This is a genomic window from Pannonibacter sp. SL95 (assembly GCF_026672425.1).
In the GTDB taxonomy this organism is placed as follows: domain Bacteria; phylum Pseudomonadota; class Alphaproteobacteria; order Rhizobiales; family Stappiaceae; genus Pannonibacter.
Genome location: NZ_JAPPRC010000003.1, coordinates 677,388 through 693,716, shown reverse-complemented (window position 1 = coordinate 693,716; position 16,329 = coordinate 677,388). Strand labels below are relative to the sequence as shown.

15 protein-coding genes are annotated in these 16,329 nt (G+C 65.8%); all 15 read left to right on the top strand.

The features are described 5' to 3' along the window. Positions 1 to 4 precede the first annotated feature (4 nt). Entirely contained in the window at positions 5 to 877 is an 873-nt protein-coding gene (locus tag OVA12_RS03705) for a phosphoribulokinase (RefSeq protein ID WP_268134605.1), read from the top strand. A gap of 40 nt (positions 878 to 917) precedes the next feature. Continuing rightward, positions 918 to 2,912 (top strand): transketolase, encoded by a 1,995-nt coding sequence (gene tkt, locus OVA12_RS03700; protein WP_268134604.1) that lies wholly within the window; start codon positions 918 to 920, stop codon positions 2,910 to 2,912. A gap of 28 nt (positions 2,913 to 2,940) precedes the next feature. Beyond that, complete coding sequence (locus OVA12_RS03695; protein ID WP_268134602.1) at positions 2,941 to 4,134, top strand: phosphoglycerate kinase; 1,194 nt, start codon at positions 2,941 to 2,943, stop codon at positions 4,132 to 4,134. A 13-nt stretch (positions 4,135 to 4,147) separates the two neighbouring features. After that, entirely contained in the window at positions 4,148 to 5,227 is a 1,080-nt protein-coding gene (fba, locus tag OVA12_RS03690; protein WP_268134600.1) for a class II fructose-bisphosphate aldolase, read from the top strand. Between the two features lie 10 nt (positions 5,228 to 5,237). Beyond that, positions 5,238 to 6,704 (top strand): form I ribulose bisphosphate carboxylase large subunit, encoded by a 1,467-nt coding sequence (locus tag OVA12_RS03685; RefSeq protein WP_268134598.1) that lies wholly within the window; start codon positions 5,238 to 5,240, stop codon positions 6,702 to 6,704. Between the two features lie 12 nt (positions 6,705 to 6,716). Beyond that, positions 6,717 to 7,106 (top strand): ribulose bisphosphate carboxylase small subunit, encoded by a 390-nt coding sequence (locus tag OVA12_RS03680; protein ID WP_268134596.1) that lies wholly within the window; start codon positions 6,717 to 6,719, stop codon positions 7,104 to 7,106. A gap of 100 nt (positions 7,107 to 7,206) precedes the next feature. Continuing rightward, positions 7,207 to 8,136 (top strand): CbbX protein, encoded by a 930-nt coding sequence (gene cbbX / locus OVA12_RS03675; RefSeq protein ID WP_268134594.1) that lies wholly within the window; start codon positions 7,207 to 7,209, stop codon positions 8,134 to 8,136. Continuing rightward, positions 8,133 to 8,834, top strand: a complete 702-nt coding sequence (rpe, locus tag OVA12_RS03670) for a ribulose-phosphate 3-epimerase (RefSeq protein ID WP_268134592.1) — start codon at positions 8,133 to 8,135, stop codon at positions 8,832 to 8,834. The genes cbbX and rpe overlap by 4 nt, the downstream gene beginning before the upstream one ends. Further along, positions 8,831 to 9,526, top strand: a complete 696-nt coding sequence (gene gph / locus OVA12_RS03665) for a phosphoglycolate phosphatase (protein ID WP_268134590.1) — start codon at positions 8,831 to 8,833, stop codon at positions 9,524 to 9,526. The genes rpe and gph overlap by 4 nt, the downstream gene beginning before the upstream one ends. After that, positions 9,523 to 10,224, top strand: a complete 702-nt coding sequence (locus OVA12_RS03660) for an HAD-IA family hydrolase (protein ID WP_268134588.1) — start codon at positions 9,523 to 9,525, stop codon at positions 10,222 to 10,224. The genes gph and OVA12_RS03660 overlap by 4 nt, the downstream gene beginning before the upstream one ends. 281 nt (positions 10,225 to 10,505) lie before the next feature. Beyond that, on the top strand, positions 10,506 to 11,525 hold the full coding sequence (locus OVA12_RS03655; protein ID WP_268134586.1) for a BMP family protein: 1,020 nt from the start codon (positions 10,506 to 10,508) through the stop codon (positions 11,523 to 11,525). Further along, positions 11,522 to 13,063, top strand: coding sequence for an ABC transporter ATP-binding protein (locus OVA12_RS03650; RefSeq protein ID WP_268134584.1), 1,542 nt, complete (start codon positions 11,522 to 11,524; stop codon positions 13,061 to 13,063). Before OVA12_RS03655 ends, OVA12_RS03650 begins: the two co-directional genes overlap by 4 nt. Beyond that, positions 13,053 to 14,102 carry an ABC transporter permease gene (locus OVA12_RS03645; RefSeq protein WP_268134582.1) on the top strand — a complete coding sequence of 350 codons (1,050 nt, stop codon included), beginning with the start codon at positions 13,053 to 13,055 and terminating at the stop codon, positions 14,100 to 14,102. Before OVA12_RS03650 ends, OVA12_RS03645 begins: the two co-directional genes overlap by 11 nt. Next, the gene (locus tag OVA12_RS03640) at positions 14,099 to 15,046 is read left to right on the top strand and encodes an ABC transporter permease (RefSeq protein ID WP_268134580.1); all 948 of its coding nucleotides are present in this window, start codon (positions 14,099 to 14,101) and stop codon (positions 15,044 to 15,046) included. Before OVA12_RS03645 ends, OVA12_RS03640 begins: the two co-directional genes overlap by 4 nt. 1 nt (position 15,047) lies before the next feature. Then, the gene (locus tag OVA12_RS03635) at positions 15,048 to 16,325 is read left to right on the top strand and encodes an amidohydrolase family protein (protein ID WP_268134578.1); all 1,278 of its coding nucleotides are present in this window, start codon (positions 15,048 to 15,050) and stop codon (positions 16,323 to 16,325) included. The last annotated feature ends 4 nt before the right edge of the window (positions 16,326 to 16,329 follow it).

Genomic DNA, 16,329 nt, shown 5'->3' with positions numbered 1-16,329 from the left:
CATCATGAGCCAGAAGCATCCGATCATCTCCGTGACCGGCTCGTCCGGCGCGGGCACGACAACGGTCAAGACCACCTTCGACCAGATCTTCCGCCGCGAAGGGATCAAGGCGGTTTCCATCGAAGGTGACGCATTTCATCGCTTCAACCGGGCCGACATGCGTGCCGAGCTGGAACGGCGCGTCGCGGCGGGTGACCAGACCTTCTCGCATTTCTCTTATGATGCAAACGAGCTGGAAGAGCTGGAGCGGGTGTTCCGCGAATATGGCGAGACCGGACGCGGCCGCACGCGCACCTATGTGCATGACGAGATCGAGGCCGCGCGTACCGGCGTTGCGCCGGGCAATTTCACCGCCTGGGCGCCGTTTGCCGATGGCTCGGACGTGCTGTTCTACGAGGGTCTGCATGGCGCGGTGGTCAATGACACGGTCAACATCGCGGGCCATGCCGACCTGAAGATCGGCGTCGTGCCGGTGATCAATCTGGAATGGACCCAGAAGATCCACCGCGACCGGGCGCACCGCGGCTATTCCACGGAGGCTGTGACCGACACGATCCTGCGCCGGATGCATGCCTATGTGCATTGCATCTGCCCGCAGTTCACCCAGACCGACATCAACTTCCAGCGGGTGCCGGTGGTCGACACGTCGAACCCCTTCATCGCACGCTGGATCCCGACGCCGGATGAAAGCCTGGTGGTGATCCGGTTCCGCAACCCGCGCGGCATCGATTTTCCCTATCTGACCCAGATGATCAACGGCTCCTGGATGAGCCGCGCCAACTCCATCGTCATTCCGGGCAACAAGATGGATCTGGCGATGCAACTGATCCTGACGCCGCTGATCGAGCGGCTTATCCGCGACGCCAAGCGGGCCTGAAGCACCCGGCTGCAGGCAAACACCCTTCGGGAGACATACGATGACGACCCCAGTGTTGCGGGCCCCAGTGTTGCGGCCCGACGAGACAGTCATGGCCAATGCCCTGCGTGCGCTCACCATGGATGCGGTGCAAGCGGCCAACTCCGGACATCCAGGCATGCCGATGGGCATGGCAGATGTGGCGGCGGTGTTGTTCAACCGCTTCATCACGCTTGATCCCTCCGCCCATGACTGGCCGAACCGCGACCGCTTTGTGCTGTCTGCCGGACATGGCTCGATGCTGCTCTACGCGCTCAATCATCTGCTCGGTTACCCGGACATGGGGATCGACCAGATCAAGGCATTCCGCCAGCTTGGCAGCCGGACCGCCGGGCACCCCGAATATGGCCACGCCCAGGGCATCGAGGTGACGACGGGACCGCTGGGGCAAGGCATCGCGACCGCAGTCGGCATGGCGCTCGCCGAACGGATGGCAGCATCCCGCTTTCCGGGGCTCATCAATCACTGGACCTATGTGATCGCCGGTGACGGCTGCCTGATGGAAGGCATCAGCCACGAAGCTGTCGACATGGCCGGGCACCTCAGCCTCGGCCACCTGGTGGTGCTGTGGGACGACAACCGCATCACCATCGACGGCGACACCGACCTCAGCACCTCGACCGACCAGCTCGCCCGCTTTGCCGCCAGCGGCTGGCACGTGGCGCGCTGCGACGGCCATTCTCCGGACGACATCGCCGCCGCCATCGAGGCTGCGCGGAATGATCCGCGCCCCAGCCTCATCGCCTGCCGCACGATCATCGGCTTTGGTGCGCCGAACAAACAGGGCAGCCACGATGTACACGGCGCGCCGCTGGGTGTGGCCGAGATCGCTGCCGCCCGGCAGCAGTTCGGCTGGCCGCATGCGCCTTTCGAGATCCCGCAGACGGTCTATGCCGCCTTTGCCGGCGTCGCGGCACGCGGCAGTGCCGCCCGCGCGGCCTGGCAGGCGATGCTCAAGACTTCCACGCTGAAGCCAGCCTTCGAGGCGGCCCTTGCCCGCAACCCGGCGGCGTTGGGAACCGCGATGCTGGCGCACAAGCAGCGCCTGCTCGCGGACCGGCCAGCCGTCGCAACCCGCAAGGCCAGTGAAATGGCGCTGGCTGTCGTGGTGGAGGCCCTGCCCTTCACCGTCGGCGGATCGGCGGACCTGACCGGATCGAACCTGACACGGCCAAAAGGCATGGCCAGCGTGACACGGAACGATTTCTCCGGCCGCTACATTCACTATGGCATCCGTGAGCATGGCATGGCCGCAGCCATGAACGGCATCGCGCTGCATGGCCTGGCGCGGCCCTATGGCGGCACGTTCCTCGCCTTTGCCGATTACAGCCGCCCCGCCATCCGGCTGGCTGCACTGATGGGCGTGCCGGTGATCCATGTGATGACACATGACTCGATCGGCCTTGGCGAGGATGGCCCGACCCATCAGCCGGTGGAACAGATTGCCAGTCTAAGGGCGATGCCGAACCTTCTCGTGCTGCGCCCCTGCGATGCGGTGGAGACGGCGGAAGCCTGGGAAATCGCCCTGGCCCAGACCGACCGTCCCGTGGTGATGGTCCTGTCACGCCAGAACCTGCCGCTGCTGCGCCAGGCCGTGGACGCGAACATGAGCACACGCGGAGCCTATCTGCTGCGCGATCCCGGTCAGCGCGACGTGACGCTCATCGCAACCGGCTCGGAAATCGAGATCGCCGTTGCTGCTGCAGACATGCTCGCCAGTGAACGCATTCAGGCGGCTGTCGTATCGGCCCCCTGCTTTGAACTCTTCGCCGGGCAGGATGAGGCCACCCGGCAGGAAGTCCTCGGCAGCGCTCCGCGCATCGGCATCGAGGCCGCGGTCCGCCAGGGCTGGGACGGGCTGATGCTGCGCCCGCAAGACCGCTTCATCGGCATGACGGGCTTCGGCGCCTCCGGCCCGGCCCCGGCGCTCTACCGCCATTTCAACATCACCAGCGAGGCCGTTGCAGCCGCTGCACGCGCACTCGTCCGGCCCTGAACCGCACACGCCACAAGGAGACACCCGCATGACGATTGTTCCGGTGACTGACCTCGATGTCCGTGGCCTCAGGCTGGTGGTACGGGCTGACCTCAATGTGCCGATGGCTGGCGGCAAGGTGACGGACGCCACCCGCATCACCCGCTTTGCCGAAGGCATGCGGCCCCTTCTCGCCAGAGGCGCATCGCTGGTTCTGCTGTCGCATTTCGGCCGGCCCAAGGGAGCCGATCAGGCCTATTCCCTCGCCCCGCAGACAGCAGACCTCGCCTGCGCGCTTGGCTGCCGCCTGACCTTTGCAGCCCTCGACGATGCAGCAGAGGCCGCAGCTCTGCTGGAGCCGGGTACCGCACTGCTGGTCGAGAATGTCCGGTTCGAGCCGGGCGAGGAAGACAATGACCTCACGCTGGCCCGGCGCTTTGCCGAACTCGGCGATGTCTATGTCAATGACGCCTTCTCCTGCGCGCACCGGGCCCATGCCAGCACCGCCGCCATCGCGGGGCTTCTGCCAGCCTATGCCGGGCCGCTGATGATGGAGGAGCTGACGGCGCTGTCCAAGGCCTTGTCCTCGACCAGCCGCCCCTCTGTCGCCGTCATCGGTGGCGCCAAGGTGTCCAGCAAGATCGCCGTGCTGAAGCATCTCGTCACGCGGGTCGACCACATCATCATCGGCGGCGGCATGGCCAACACCTTCCTGTTTGCCGAGGGCGCGCCGATGGGAAAATCGCTGCATGAGCCCGACCAAATCGGCACCGTGCGCGACATACGCATGCTCGCCACCAGCCATGGCTGCCAGTTGCATCTGCCGTCGGATGTCGTCGTCGCGCGCGCATTCCAGCCGGATGCGGAAAACTGGACCGTCGGTGCGCGTGGCTGCCCGTCTGACGCGATGATCCTGGACGCGGGACCCAAGTCCTTCGCCACCTTCAGCCGGGTGCTGTCAGGGGCAAGGACCATCCTCTGGAACGGACCGCTCGGCGCATTCGAAACGCCGCCTTTCGATCAGGCGACGATGGCCCTGGCGCGGATGGCTGCGGAGCTGACCGGCACCGGGCAAGCGACCACCGTAGCCGGCGGCGGGGACACGGTCGCCGCGCTGAACATTGCCGGTGTCACCGGACGCTTCACCTACGTCTCCGCCGCCGGCGGAGCCTTCCTCGAATGGCTTGAGGGCAAGCCGCTCCCGGGCGTCGCCGCATTGCAGCGCCCAGACATGGCCGCATGAAGGATCCAAGACCATGGCACTGATCACCCTGAGACAGCTTCTCGACCACGCCGCCGATCACAGTTACGGCGTGCCGGCCTTCAACATCAACAACATGGAACAGGGCATCGCCATTCTGGAGGCGGCCCGGGCGGTCGACGCTCCAGTGATCCTACAGGCCAGCCGCGGCGCCCGCTCCTATGCCGGCGACATCATGCTGGCCAGGATGATCGAGGCGCTGGCCGCGACCTATCCGGAGATCCCCCTGTGCATGCATCTTGACCACGGCAATGCCGAGGCAACCTGCATCACCGCCATCCGCCATGGCTTCACCTCGGTGATGATGGACGGATCGCTGGAGGCAGATGGCAAGACGCCAGCCTCCTATGACTACAACGTCCGCATCACGACCCAGGTGGCCGCGATGGCCCACTGGACCGGCGCGTCGGTGGAGGGCGAGCTCGGTGTCCTCGGCAGTCTGGAGCATGGCGAGGGCGAGGCTGAGGATGGTCATGGCGCGGAAGGAAAGCTCAGCCACGACCAGCTGCTGACGGACCCGGACCAGGCTGTCGACTTTGTCGCCCGCACGCGGGTCGATGCACTGGCGATAGCCTGCGGCACCTCGCATGGGGCCTATAAGTTCACGCGCAAGCCGGATGGCGAGATCCTGGCGATGCATGTGATCGAGGAAATCCACCGCCGGCTGCCGAACACCCATCTCGTTATGCACGGCTCCTCCTCGGTGCCGCAGGAGCTGCAGGACATCATCAATGCCCATGGCGGCGAGATGCCCCAAACCTTCGGCGTGCCGGTGGAAGAGATCGTGCGCGGCATCCGGCACGGGGTGCGCAAGGTCAACATCGACACCGACTGCCGGATGGCGATGACCGCAGAGTTCCGCCGCGTCGCGGCCACCAACCCGCGCGAGTTCGATCCGCGCAAGTTCCTGAAGCCAGCGATGGACGCCATGCGCGACCTGTGCCGAGCCCGTTTCGAGGCCTTCGGCACCGCCGGCAACGCCTCACGGATCAAGGTGATCCCGATGGATGACATGGCCCGCCGCTACGCCAGCGGCGCGCTCAACCCTGCCCTGACAACAAGCAAGGCCGCCTGAGGAGGACAAGATGGCTGACGACAGCAAGACCCGCATCACGGACACATCGAAGCGCTACAAGGCCGGCGTGCTGAAATACGCCCAGATGGGCTACTGGGATGGCGACTACGAGCCGAAGGACACCGACCTTCTCGCCCTGTTCCGCATCACGCCGCAGGACGGCGTTGACCCCATCGAGGCCGCCGCGGCGGTTGCCGGTGAAAGCTCCACCGCCACCTGGACCGTGGTGTGGACCGACCGCCTGACCGCCTGCGACCAGTACCGAGCCAAGGCCTACCGGGTTGATCCGGTGCCCGGAACGCCGGGGCAGTACTTCTGCTATGTCGCCTATGACCTGATCCTGTTCGAGGAAGGCTCGATTGCCAACCTGACGGCCTCGATCATCGGCAACGTGTTCTCGTTCAAGCCGCTGAAGGCCGCGCGGCTGGAGGATATGCGCCTGCCGGTCGCCTATGTGAAGACCTACAAGGGTCCCCCCACCGGCATCGTGGTCGAACGCGAGCGTCTCGACAAGTTCGGCAAGCCGCTGCTCGGGGCGACGACCAAGCCAAAGCTGGGCCTGTCCGGCAAGAACTACGGCCGCGTTGTCTACGAGGGGCTGAAGGGCGGTCTCGACTTCATGAAGGATGACGAGAACATCAACTCGCAGCCCTTCATGCACTGGCGCGACCGGTTTCTCTACGTGATGGAGGCCGTCAACAAGGCCAGCGCCGAGACCGGCGAGGTCAAGGGTCATTACCTCAACATCACCGCCGGCACGATGGAGGAAATGTACCGCCGCGCCGAACTGGCCAAGCAGCTCGGCAGTGTCATCGTCATGGTCGATCTCATCATCGGCTGGACAGCGATCCAGTCGATCTCGGAATGGTGCCGGCAGAACGACATGATCCTGCACATGCACCGGGCCGGACATGGCACCTACACGCGGCAGAAGAACCACGGCATTTCGTTCCGCGTCATTGCCAAGTGGCTGCGGCTGGCCGGTGTCGACCATCTGCACACGGGCACGGCCGTCGGCAAGCTGGAAGGCGATCCGATGACGGTGCAGGGCTACTACAATGTCTGCCGCGAAACCCGCAACGAGGTCGACCTGCAGCGCGGCCTGTTCTTCGAGCAGGACTGGGCAGACCTGAAGAAGGTCATGCCGGTGGCCTCGGGCGGCATCCATGCCGGCCAAATGCACCAGCTGCTGTCGCTGTTCGGCGATGATGTGGTGCTGCAGTTCGGTGGCGGCACGATCGGCCATCCGATGGGCATTCAGGCGGGCGCAACCGCCAACCGCGTCGCGCTGGAAGCCATGGTGCTGGCTCGAAACGAGGGCCGCGACATCGCCAACGAAGGCCCGGAAATCCTGCGCGCCGCCGCCAGGTGGTGCAAGCCGCTGGAAGCTGCCCTCGATACCTGGGGCAACATCACCTTCAACTACACCTCGACCGACACGTCGGACTTCGTGCCGACCCCGGCCGTCGCCATCTGAGGAGAGACCCGCATGCGCATCACCCAAGGCTGCTTTTCCTTCCTGCCCGATCTCACCGACGAGCAGATCACGGCACAGGTCGACTACTGCCTGTCCCGCAACTGGGCCATCGGCCTCGAATTCACCGATGATCCGCATCCCCGGAACACCTACTGGGACATGTGGGGCAACCCGATGTTCGACCTGAAGGATGCCAAGGGCGTGATGATCGAGCTGGCGGACTGCCGCAAGGCGAACCCGGACGCCTACATCCGCATCAACGCTTTCGACAGTGTGCGCGGCTTCGAGACGGTGACCATGAGCTTCATCGTCAACCGGCCGGCCATCGAGCCGAAGATCGCGATGCACCGCACCGAAGTCGACGGCCGCTCGATCCGCTACACCCATGACGTGATCCGTTGATCCCAAGGCGAAGACGGCGGGGGACGGCTGGCCGCCCCCCGCTCATGCAGACATGACCACTGCGACTGGGCCACCAGGGCCTTAACCCAAGGAGATCAGGATGGACGCCGACCCGACCGCCGCACTCCCGGCGAGCGTCGACCTGCGCGCCGAGTTTGAAAGCTCGGGCGTCCGGGAGCTGCTGGAAGAGCTGGATCGCGACATGATCGGCCTCAAGCCGGTGAAGCAGCGCATCCGCGAGACCGCCGCCCTGCTGCTGGTCGAGCGGGCCCGCCGGTCACTCGGCCTCAGCCACCAGACGCCGACGCTGCACATGTCCTTCACGGGCAACCCTGGCACCGGCAAAACCACCGTGGCGCTGAAGATGGCAGGACTGCTGAAGCGCCTCGGCTATGTGCGCAAGGGGCATCTCGTCAGTGTCACCCGTGACGATCTCGTCGGCCAGTACATCGGCCACACCGCCCCGAAGACCAAGGAAGTGCTGAAGCGCGCCATGGGCGGTGTTCTGTTCATCGACGAGGCCTACTACCTCTACCGGCCGGACAACGAGCGGGACTATGGCCAGGAAGCCATCGAGATCCTGCTGCAGGTGATGGAGAACAACCGCGACGATCTGGTCGTCATCCTGGCCGGCTATGGCGACCGGATGGACCAGTTCTTCACCTCCAATCCGGGCTTTCGCTCGCGCATCGCCCATCACATCGACTTTCCAGACTACAGCGACGACGAACTGCTGCGCATCGCCCGGCACATGCTGGCCGAGCAGAACTACACCCTGTCGCCATCGGCCGAGACGGCCTTTGCCGACTACATCGCACGGCGCCGGACGCAGCCGCATTTCGCCAACGCCCGCTCGATCCGCAATGCCTTCGACCGGGCCCGCCTGCGCCAGGCCAACCGGCTGTTTGAATCAACCTCAGGCGCGCTTGACGCGGACACGCTGAGCCGGATCGAGGAAAGCGACATCCGCGCGAGCCGGGTCTTTGCCGCAGAGCCCAGTCATCCGACAGGACCAGGGAGCAAGCCATGAGCTTTGACCGCAGCATCAAGATCGCCCCGTCGATCCTCTCCGCCGACTTTGCCAATCTCGGCGCCGAATGCCGTGCCATCGAGGCGGAAGGCTGTGACTGGGTGCATGTCGACGTGATGGACGGCCATTTCGTGCCGAACATCACCTTCGGCCCCGACACCTGCAAGGCGATCCGGCCGCATATCGGCGGAGTCATGGACGTTCATCTGATGATCGCGCCGGTCGATGCCTATCTGGCCGGCTATGCGGCTGCCGGCGCCGATGTCATCACCGCGCATCTGGAGGCCGGGCCGCACATCCACCGCACCCTGCAGGCGATCCGGGCCCTTGGCGTGAAGGCGGGCCTTGCAATCAATCCGGGCACCGGGCTGGACGCGGTCGCAAACCTGCTCGACATGATCGACCTCGTCTGCGTCATGACCGTCAACCCCGGCTTCGGCGGGCAGAAATTCATCTCCTCGCAGGTGGACAAGGTGCGCCAGCTGCGCCGGATGATCGGCGACCGGCCGATCCATATCGAGATCGACGGTGGCGTCACGGCCGAAACCGCGCCGCTGGTCGCGGGCGCGGGAGCCGACGTGCTGGTGACGGGATCTGCCGTGTTCAAGGGCGGATCGGTGAGTGCATCCCATGTCTACCGCAGCAACATCAACGCCATCCGCCTTGCTGCGGAGGCGGCGCTGGTGAGGGCGGCATGATAGGTGAGCCGCTAAAGGCCGTTATCTTTGACCTGGACGGGACGCTGATCGACAGCGCCCCGGACATCCATGCCGTGACGAACCGGTTGCTGCAGCAAGACGGACTCGCGCCGCTCAGCCTTGACGAGGTGCGCGGCTTCATCGGCCGGGGCCTGCCACATCTCGTCGACAGGATCATCGCGGCAAGACCGGATGCCGATGCCACGGGAGACGAGCGGCACACGCTGCTGCTGGACCGGTTCGCCGCCGCCTACGAAGCGGCTGTTGATCTGACCCGCACCTATCCCGGTGTCGCAGACGCGCTGCAGGCACTCAAGGATTGCGGTCTCGGCCTCGGCCTTTGCACCAACAAGCCGATGCGTCCGTGTGAGGCCATCCTGCGCCACCTCGGACTGCTGGAGCACTTCGATGTCATCATTGCGGGCGACAGTCAGCCTGAGCGCAAGCCACACCCCGCGCCGTTGCGGGCCGCGCTTGGCAGGCTTGGTGTTCGTCCAGACGAGGCCGTCCTCGTGGGGGACAGTGACATCGACGCCGAGACGGCGGCGGCCTGCGGCGTGCGCTTCGTGTTCCACGTTGAGGGCTATTGCAATGGCACGCTGCCGGAGCCGGCACCCGTGATCCGCTTTTCCAGCTTCAGCCAGCTTCCCAGGTTGTTGCGCGAACTCAGGCACAGGGACGCCGCCGAATGACGCTGAAAGCACTGATTTTCGACGTCGACGGAACGCTGGCCGAGACGGAGGAAATCCACCGCGCTGCTTTCAACGCGACCTTTGCCGAGGCAGGGCTGCCCTGGCACTGGGACATTCCCCTTTATGGCGCGTTGCTCAAGGTGACCGGCGGCAAGGAACGGATGCGGGCCTACCGTGACCAGCTCGGCGAGACCAGACCGGACGAGGCAGACATTGCCCGCCTGCACGCCCGCAAGACCGCCATCTACACACGCCTGGTGGCCGAAGGCCGCCTGCTGCCGCGCCCCGGTGTCATGCACCTGATCGAGGATGCCCGCCGTGCCGGCCTTCACCTTGCCGTCGCCACCACCACCAGCCCCGCCAATGTAGAGGCACTGGTTCAGGCCATCTGGCAGCGGTCCGCGCGAGAGGTGTTCGATGTGATCGCGGCTGGCGACGAGGTGGCGGCCAAGAAGCCCGCGCCCGATGTTTATTGCCTCGCACTCGCCCGTCTCGGCGTCAGCGCCCAGGACGCCATCGCGTTCGAGGACAGCGTGGCGGGACTGACTTCGGCGCGCGCGGCCGGCCTCCGCGTCATCGTCACGCCCAGCACTTACACGGCACATGAAGCATTTGAAGGCCAGATGCGGCTTGCAGCGGACCTTTCCGACATCGGACCCTGCCTTGGCGTGCCGATGCGGGCGGCAATCGCGACCTGATCAACTCCCCTAACGGCAGGAAAAAGCCCGTGGATAGAACGGGTTGCCGAAAGTTTGTGCGCATCGCGCCTGTTTTGCCCGCGCCAATAGCTGGCTAAATGAGACGCTACTCAGCTAGGCTCGTCAACGTCCGGTTTTGCCTGAGAAGCGCACGAGACCGAGCCAGGGACGATGTGCCTGACTTCCCACCATCGTGGCTCAAATGATTGGCTTGCAGGCCGCGGATGGAAAGTTCTACCATCTGGTCAAAAAGCATGAGAGCCAACAGTTAGGGGACAGAGATGACGCAGAAATTCAGTCTTGATGTCAGCCGCCGCAGCCTGCTTCTGGGCGCTGGCGCAACCTTGGCCGGCAGTGCGCTGCTGCCGAGACTCGCATTCGGCCAGAGCCCGATCAAGGCCGCCGGTATCTACACGGTGCCAGTGGAACAGCAGTGGGTCAGCCGCATCCACATCGCTGCAGAAGCTGCCAAGGCCGCCGGGCAGATCGACTACACCTTCACCGAAAACACCGCCAACACCGACTATCCGCGGGTCATGCGCGAATACGCCGAAAGCGGCGTGAAACTGATCGTCGGCGAGATCTTCGGCGTCGAGCAGGAAGCCCGCGAAGTGGCGGCCGAATATCCGGAAGTCGCCTTCCTGATGGGCTCGTCCTTCATGCCGGATGCAGCCGTGCCGAACCTTTCCGTGTTCGACAACTACATCCAGGACGCGTCGTACCTCTCCGGCATCATCGCTGGCGCCATGACCAAGTCCGGCAAGATCGGCATGGTCGGCGGCTTCCCGATCCCGGAAGTGAACCGCCTGATGCATGCCTTCATGGCCGGCGTGAAGGAAACCCGCAAGGACGCGACCTTCCAGGTCAGCTTCATCGGCTCCTGGTTCGATCCCCCGAAGGCCAAGGAAACCGCCTTCGCCATGATCGATGGCGGCGCGGACATGCTCTATGCCGAGCGCTTCGGCGTGTCGGACGCGGCCAAGGAACGCGGCGTGCTGGCCATCGGCAACGTCATCGACACCCAGAAGGACTACCCCGCCACCGTGGTCGCCTCGGCGCTGTGGCACTTCGAGCCGACGCTGCAGAAGGCGATCGCCAACATCAATGCCGGCAGCTTCAAGGCTGACAATTACGGCGTCTATTCCTTCATGAAGGAGGGCGGCTGCTCGCTGGCGCCGCTCGGCACGTTTGATGGCAAGGTTCCGGCAGCAGCCATGGACCTCGTCAAGACGCGCGAAGCCGCCATCAAGGCCGGGACCTTCACCGTCGAGATCAACGACAGCGAACCGAAGTCCTCGTGACCGGCACGACCAAGGAGGCGCGGGACATCGTCCTGCGCCTCGACGGCATCACCAAACGCTTTGGCCCGCTCGTCGCCAATGACGCCATCAGCCTGACCCTTGCCCGCGGCGAGATCATCGCGCTGCTCGGCGAGAACGGCGCGGGCAAGACGACGCTGATGAACATCCTCTTCGGCCATTACACGGCCGATGCGGGACAGGTGGAGGTTTTTGGCAAGCTGCTGCCCCCCGGCCAGCCGCGTGCGGCGCTGGCGGCTGGCGTCGGCATGGTGCACCAGCACTTCACCCTCGCCGACCATCTCACCGTGACCGAGAACATCCTTCTCGGCACGCAGCCGCTGTGGCAGCTGGGCCTAGGGCTCGGCGCGGCGCGGGACAAGATTGCCAGGCTTTCCGCCGACTTCGGCCTTGCCGTCCATCCAGATGCCAAGGTGTCCGCGCTGTCGGTCGGCGAGCGGCAGCGGGTGGAGATCCTCAAGGCGCTCTACCGTGATGCGCGCATCCTGATCCTCGACGAGCCGACCGCCGTGCTGACGCCGCAGGAAACGGACGCGCTGTTCGAGACCCTGAAGAAGGCCGTGGCGCGCGGGCTCTCCATCGTCTTCATCAGCCACAAGCTGCATGAGGTGATGGCGGTGGCCGACCGCTGCCTGGTGCTCCGGCACGGCAAGCTGGTCGCCGAACGCGACACGCACCAGACCTCGGGCGCCGAACTGGCGGCCCTGATGGTCGGAGGCGCAGTCCCGGAACTGAGCCCCTCGACGGCGAAGCCCGGTGCGCCGCTGCTGATGCTGAACCGGGTGACGACCCCGGATGCGGAAGCCGCGCCCGGCCTGAAGGACGTGACGCTGACCCTGCGCGCAGGCGAGATCACGGGACTGGCCGGCGTCTCCGGCAACGGCCAGGCGGCCCTGTCGGATCTCATCGGCGGGCTGATCCGGCCCCAGAGCGGCACGCTGGAGCTGGCGGGCGCGACCGTGGCCGCGTGGTCGGCGCATGACGCCATCCTCGCCGGCATCGCCCGCATTCCGGAGGACCGGCACAAGACCGGCACCATCGCCGATTTCAGCCTGACCGAGAACGCCATCCTTGAGCGCTACCGCGAGGCGCCATTCAGCCGCAAAGGCTGGATGAACTGGGGCGCGGCCGAGGGCTTTGCCCGCGACATCATCCAGACCTATGACGTGCGTTGCCCCGGCCCGGACGCGCGCATCCGGCTGCTGTCGGGCGGCAACATGCAGAAGTTGATCCTCGGCCGGGTGCTGGAGCCGGGGCCGAAGGTCATCCTCGCCAACCAGCCGGTGCGCGGCCTCGACATCGGCGCGATCACCTTCATCCATTCCCGCCTGATCGCCGCCCGCGACGCCGGTGCAGCCGTCCTGCTCATCTCGGAGGATCTCGACGAGGTGCTGAAACTCTCCGACGTGGTGCATGTCATCTACGAAGGCCGCCTGTCGCCGGGGTTCGCTCGAGGCAGCATGGGGCCGGCCGATCTCGGCCTGTGGATGGCCGGACAAGGATTTGACCATGCGGCTTGAGCCGATTGCCAACCCGAGCCTTGCCCGCCGCATCGGCCTGCCCGTGCTGGCGCTTGCGATGACCGTGATCTGCGGATCCCTGCTGGCGCTGACGGCCGGGGCCGATCCCTTTGACACGCTGCGGCTGATCGTGGTCGGCGCGGTCGGCAGCAAGTTCGCCCTGCTCGAAACTCTGAACCGGGCGACGCCGCTGATCTTCACAGGTCTTGCCGTTGCCGTCGCCTTCCGTGCCAGGCTCTGGAACATCGGCGCGGAAGCCCAGCTTTATGCCGGGGCCATTGTCACCGTGCTGATCGGCACCGGGGCCACCGGCCTGCCGCCCCTACCCTTGCTGCTGGTAACCGGCATTGCCGCCATGTTTGCTGGCGCCGCTGTCCTGATCCCGCCCGTGCTCCTGAAGACACGGCTCGGCGTCGACGAGGTGGTGACGACACTGCTGATCAACTTCATCATGCTGCTGTTCGTCTCCTATCTGCTGGAAGGGCCGATGAAGGACCCAGCCGGCATGGGCTGGCCGAAGTCCACGGCGCTGGCGAAGGAGGCAAGGCTGCCGCGCATCGTCGACGGGCTCCGGCTGCATTGGGGCTTTGCCCTGGCGATCCTGTCGGCCATTTCCGTCTGGGTGATCCAGACGCGCACGACGCTCGGCTACGAGATCCGCGCCGTCGGCCTCAACGCGAAGGCTGCGAAATTCGCCGGCATTCCGGTGAATGGCGTGCTCGTCAAGACCGCGCTCCTCTCCGGCGGGCTGGCGGCACTGGCCGGCTACAGCGAAGTGGCGGGGCTCAAGGGTCACCTCAGCCTGGATCTGTCGCCGGGCTTCGGCTACACCGGCATCATCGTCGCCATGCTGGCGCTGCTGAACCCGCTCGGCGTCATCCCCTCGGCCATCTTCGTCGCCGGCATCTTCGTCGGGGCCAACAGCATGAGCCGGGCGGCAAGCGTGCCGACCTACATCGCTGACATGCTGCTCGCCATCGCCCTCCTGTTCATGGTGCTGGCGATCCTCCTCACACGCTACCGGGTGAAACGCGGATGAGCGAGATCTTCGACATCCTCCTCACGGCCTCGTTCTGGGCCGCCACGATCCGCATCGCCTCGCCGCTGATCTTTGCGACGCTCGGCGAGCTGATCTGCGAGCGCGCCGGCGTCCTGAACCTCGGCATTGAGGGCATCATGGTCATCGGCGCCTTCACTGGCTGGGTCGCGGTCTACATGGGCGCGCCGCTGTGGTGGGGCGTGATGGCGGCGATGACGGCGGGCATGGTCTTCGGCCTGCTGCATGCGACGCTGACCGTCCCCTTCGGCCTGTCGCAGCACGTGGTGGGGCTCGGTGTGACGCTGCTGGCTACCTCGACCAGCTATTTCACCTACCGCCTGATGCTGCCGGAGGTGACCAGCCCGCCGAAGATCGAACCGTTCCAGCCGCTGCCGATCCCGGGCCTGTCCGAGATTCCGCTCCTGGGCGAGGCGCTGTTCAGCCAGACGGCGCTGACCTATGCCGCCTTCGTCCTGGCGCTGGTGGTGGCGCTGGTGCTCTACCGCACGCCGCTTGGCCTCGCGCTGCGCGCCGTCGGCGAGAACCCGGCCGCCGCCGCCGCGCAAGGCCTGTCCGTGACGGGCCTGCGCATGGGCGCGGTCATCGTTGGCTCCGGCCTTATGGCGGTGGGCGGATCGTTCCTGACCCTCTCCGCCTTCTCGTCGTTCTTCTTCGAGATGGTCAACGGGCGTGGCTGGATCTGCATCGCGCTCGTGGTCTTCGGCGCCTGGCGTCCAGGCAAGGCGGTGCTGGGCGCGATCCTGTTTGCCGCCTTCGACGCGCTGCAGGTGCGCCTGCAGCAGACCGGCATCGGCGCCATCGTGCCCTATCAGGTGTTCCTGATGCTGCCTTTCATCCTCTCCATCCTCGCCCTCGTCATCATGTCGCGCCGCGCCGAAGTGCCGGCCGCGCTGATGCAGCCCTTCAACAAGGGAGAACGCTGACATGTTCGATCTCGTCATCGCCGGCGGCACGCTGCCCGACGGCACCGTCGCCGACATCGGCATCCGCGGCGACCGCATCGCCGAAGTCGGACAGATCGATGCTGCCGCACAGGCGAGCGCCGGCCGGGTCATCGACGCCAGCGGGGATCTCGTTGCCCCGCCTTTCGTCGACCCGCATTTCCACATGGACGCGACGCTGTCCTATGGCCTGCCGCGCGTGAACGCCTCGGGCACCCTGCTGGAGGGCATTTCGCTCTGGGGGGAACTGCGCGAGATCGCCAGCGTCGAGGATATGGTGTCCCGGGCGCTGACCTATTGCGACTGGGCCGTGTCGATGGGCCTGCTCGCCGTCCGCACCCATGTCGACACTACGCCGGACCATCTGCGCGGCGTCGAGGCGATGCTGGAGGTGAAGCGCAAGGTCGCCCCCTATCTCGACCTGCAGCTGGTCGCCTTCCCGCAGGACGGGCTCTACCGCACGAAGACGGGACGGGAGAATGTCCTTCGCGCGCTCGACATGGGCGTCGAAGTCGTCGGCGGCATCCCGCATTTCGAGCGCACGATGGAGGATGGCGCGGCCTCGGTGAAGGATCTCGCCCGCATCGCCGCCGAGCGCGGGCTGATGCTGGACCTCCACTGCGACGAGACCGACGATCCGATGAGCCGTCATGTCGAGACGCTGGCCGCCGAGGTGACCCGGCACGGGCTTGGCGGACGCGCCGCCGGCAGCCACCTCACGTCCATGCATTCCATGGACAATTACTACGTTTCCAAGCTGCTGCCGCTGATCGCCGAAAGCGGCATGACGGCGATCCCCAATCCCCTGATCAACATCACCCTGCAGGGCCGGCACGACACGTTCCCGAAGCGGCGCGGCCTGACGCGGGTGAAGGAGATGCAGGCACTTGGCATCACGGTCGGCTGGGGCCAGGATTGCGTGCTGGACCCCTGGTACTCGCTCGGCACCGCCGACATGCTGGATGTCGCCTTCATGGGCCTGCATGTGGCGCAGATGACGCACCCCGAGGAAATGGCGCGCTGCTTCCGCATGGTGACGGAAGACAACGCCAAGATCATGAACCTTGAAGGCTACGGCCTGAAGCCGGGCTGCATCGCCTCGCTGGTGGTGCTGGATGCCGGCACGCCGACCGAAGCGCTACGCCTCAGGCCCGACCGGCTCGCCGTTGTCTCGAAGGGCAAGGTGGTGGCTGAGCGCACGCGCAACGACGCCCGCCTCAGCCTTGCTGGCCGCCCGGCAAGCGTACGCCGGCGGCATTGAGCGG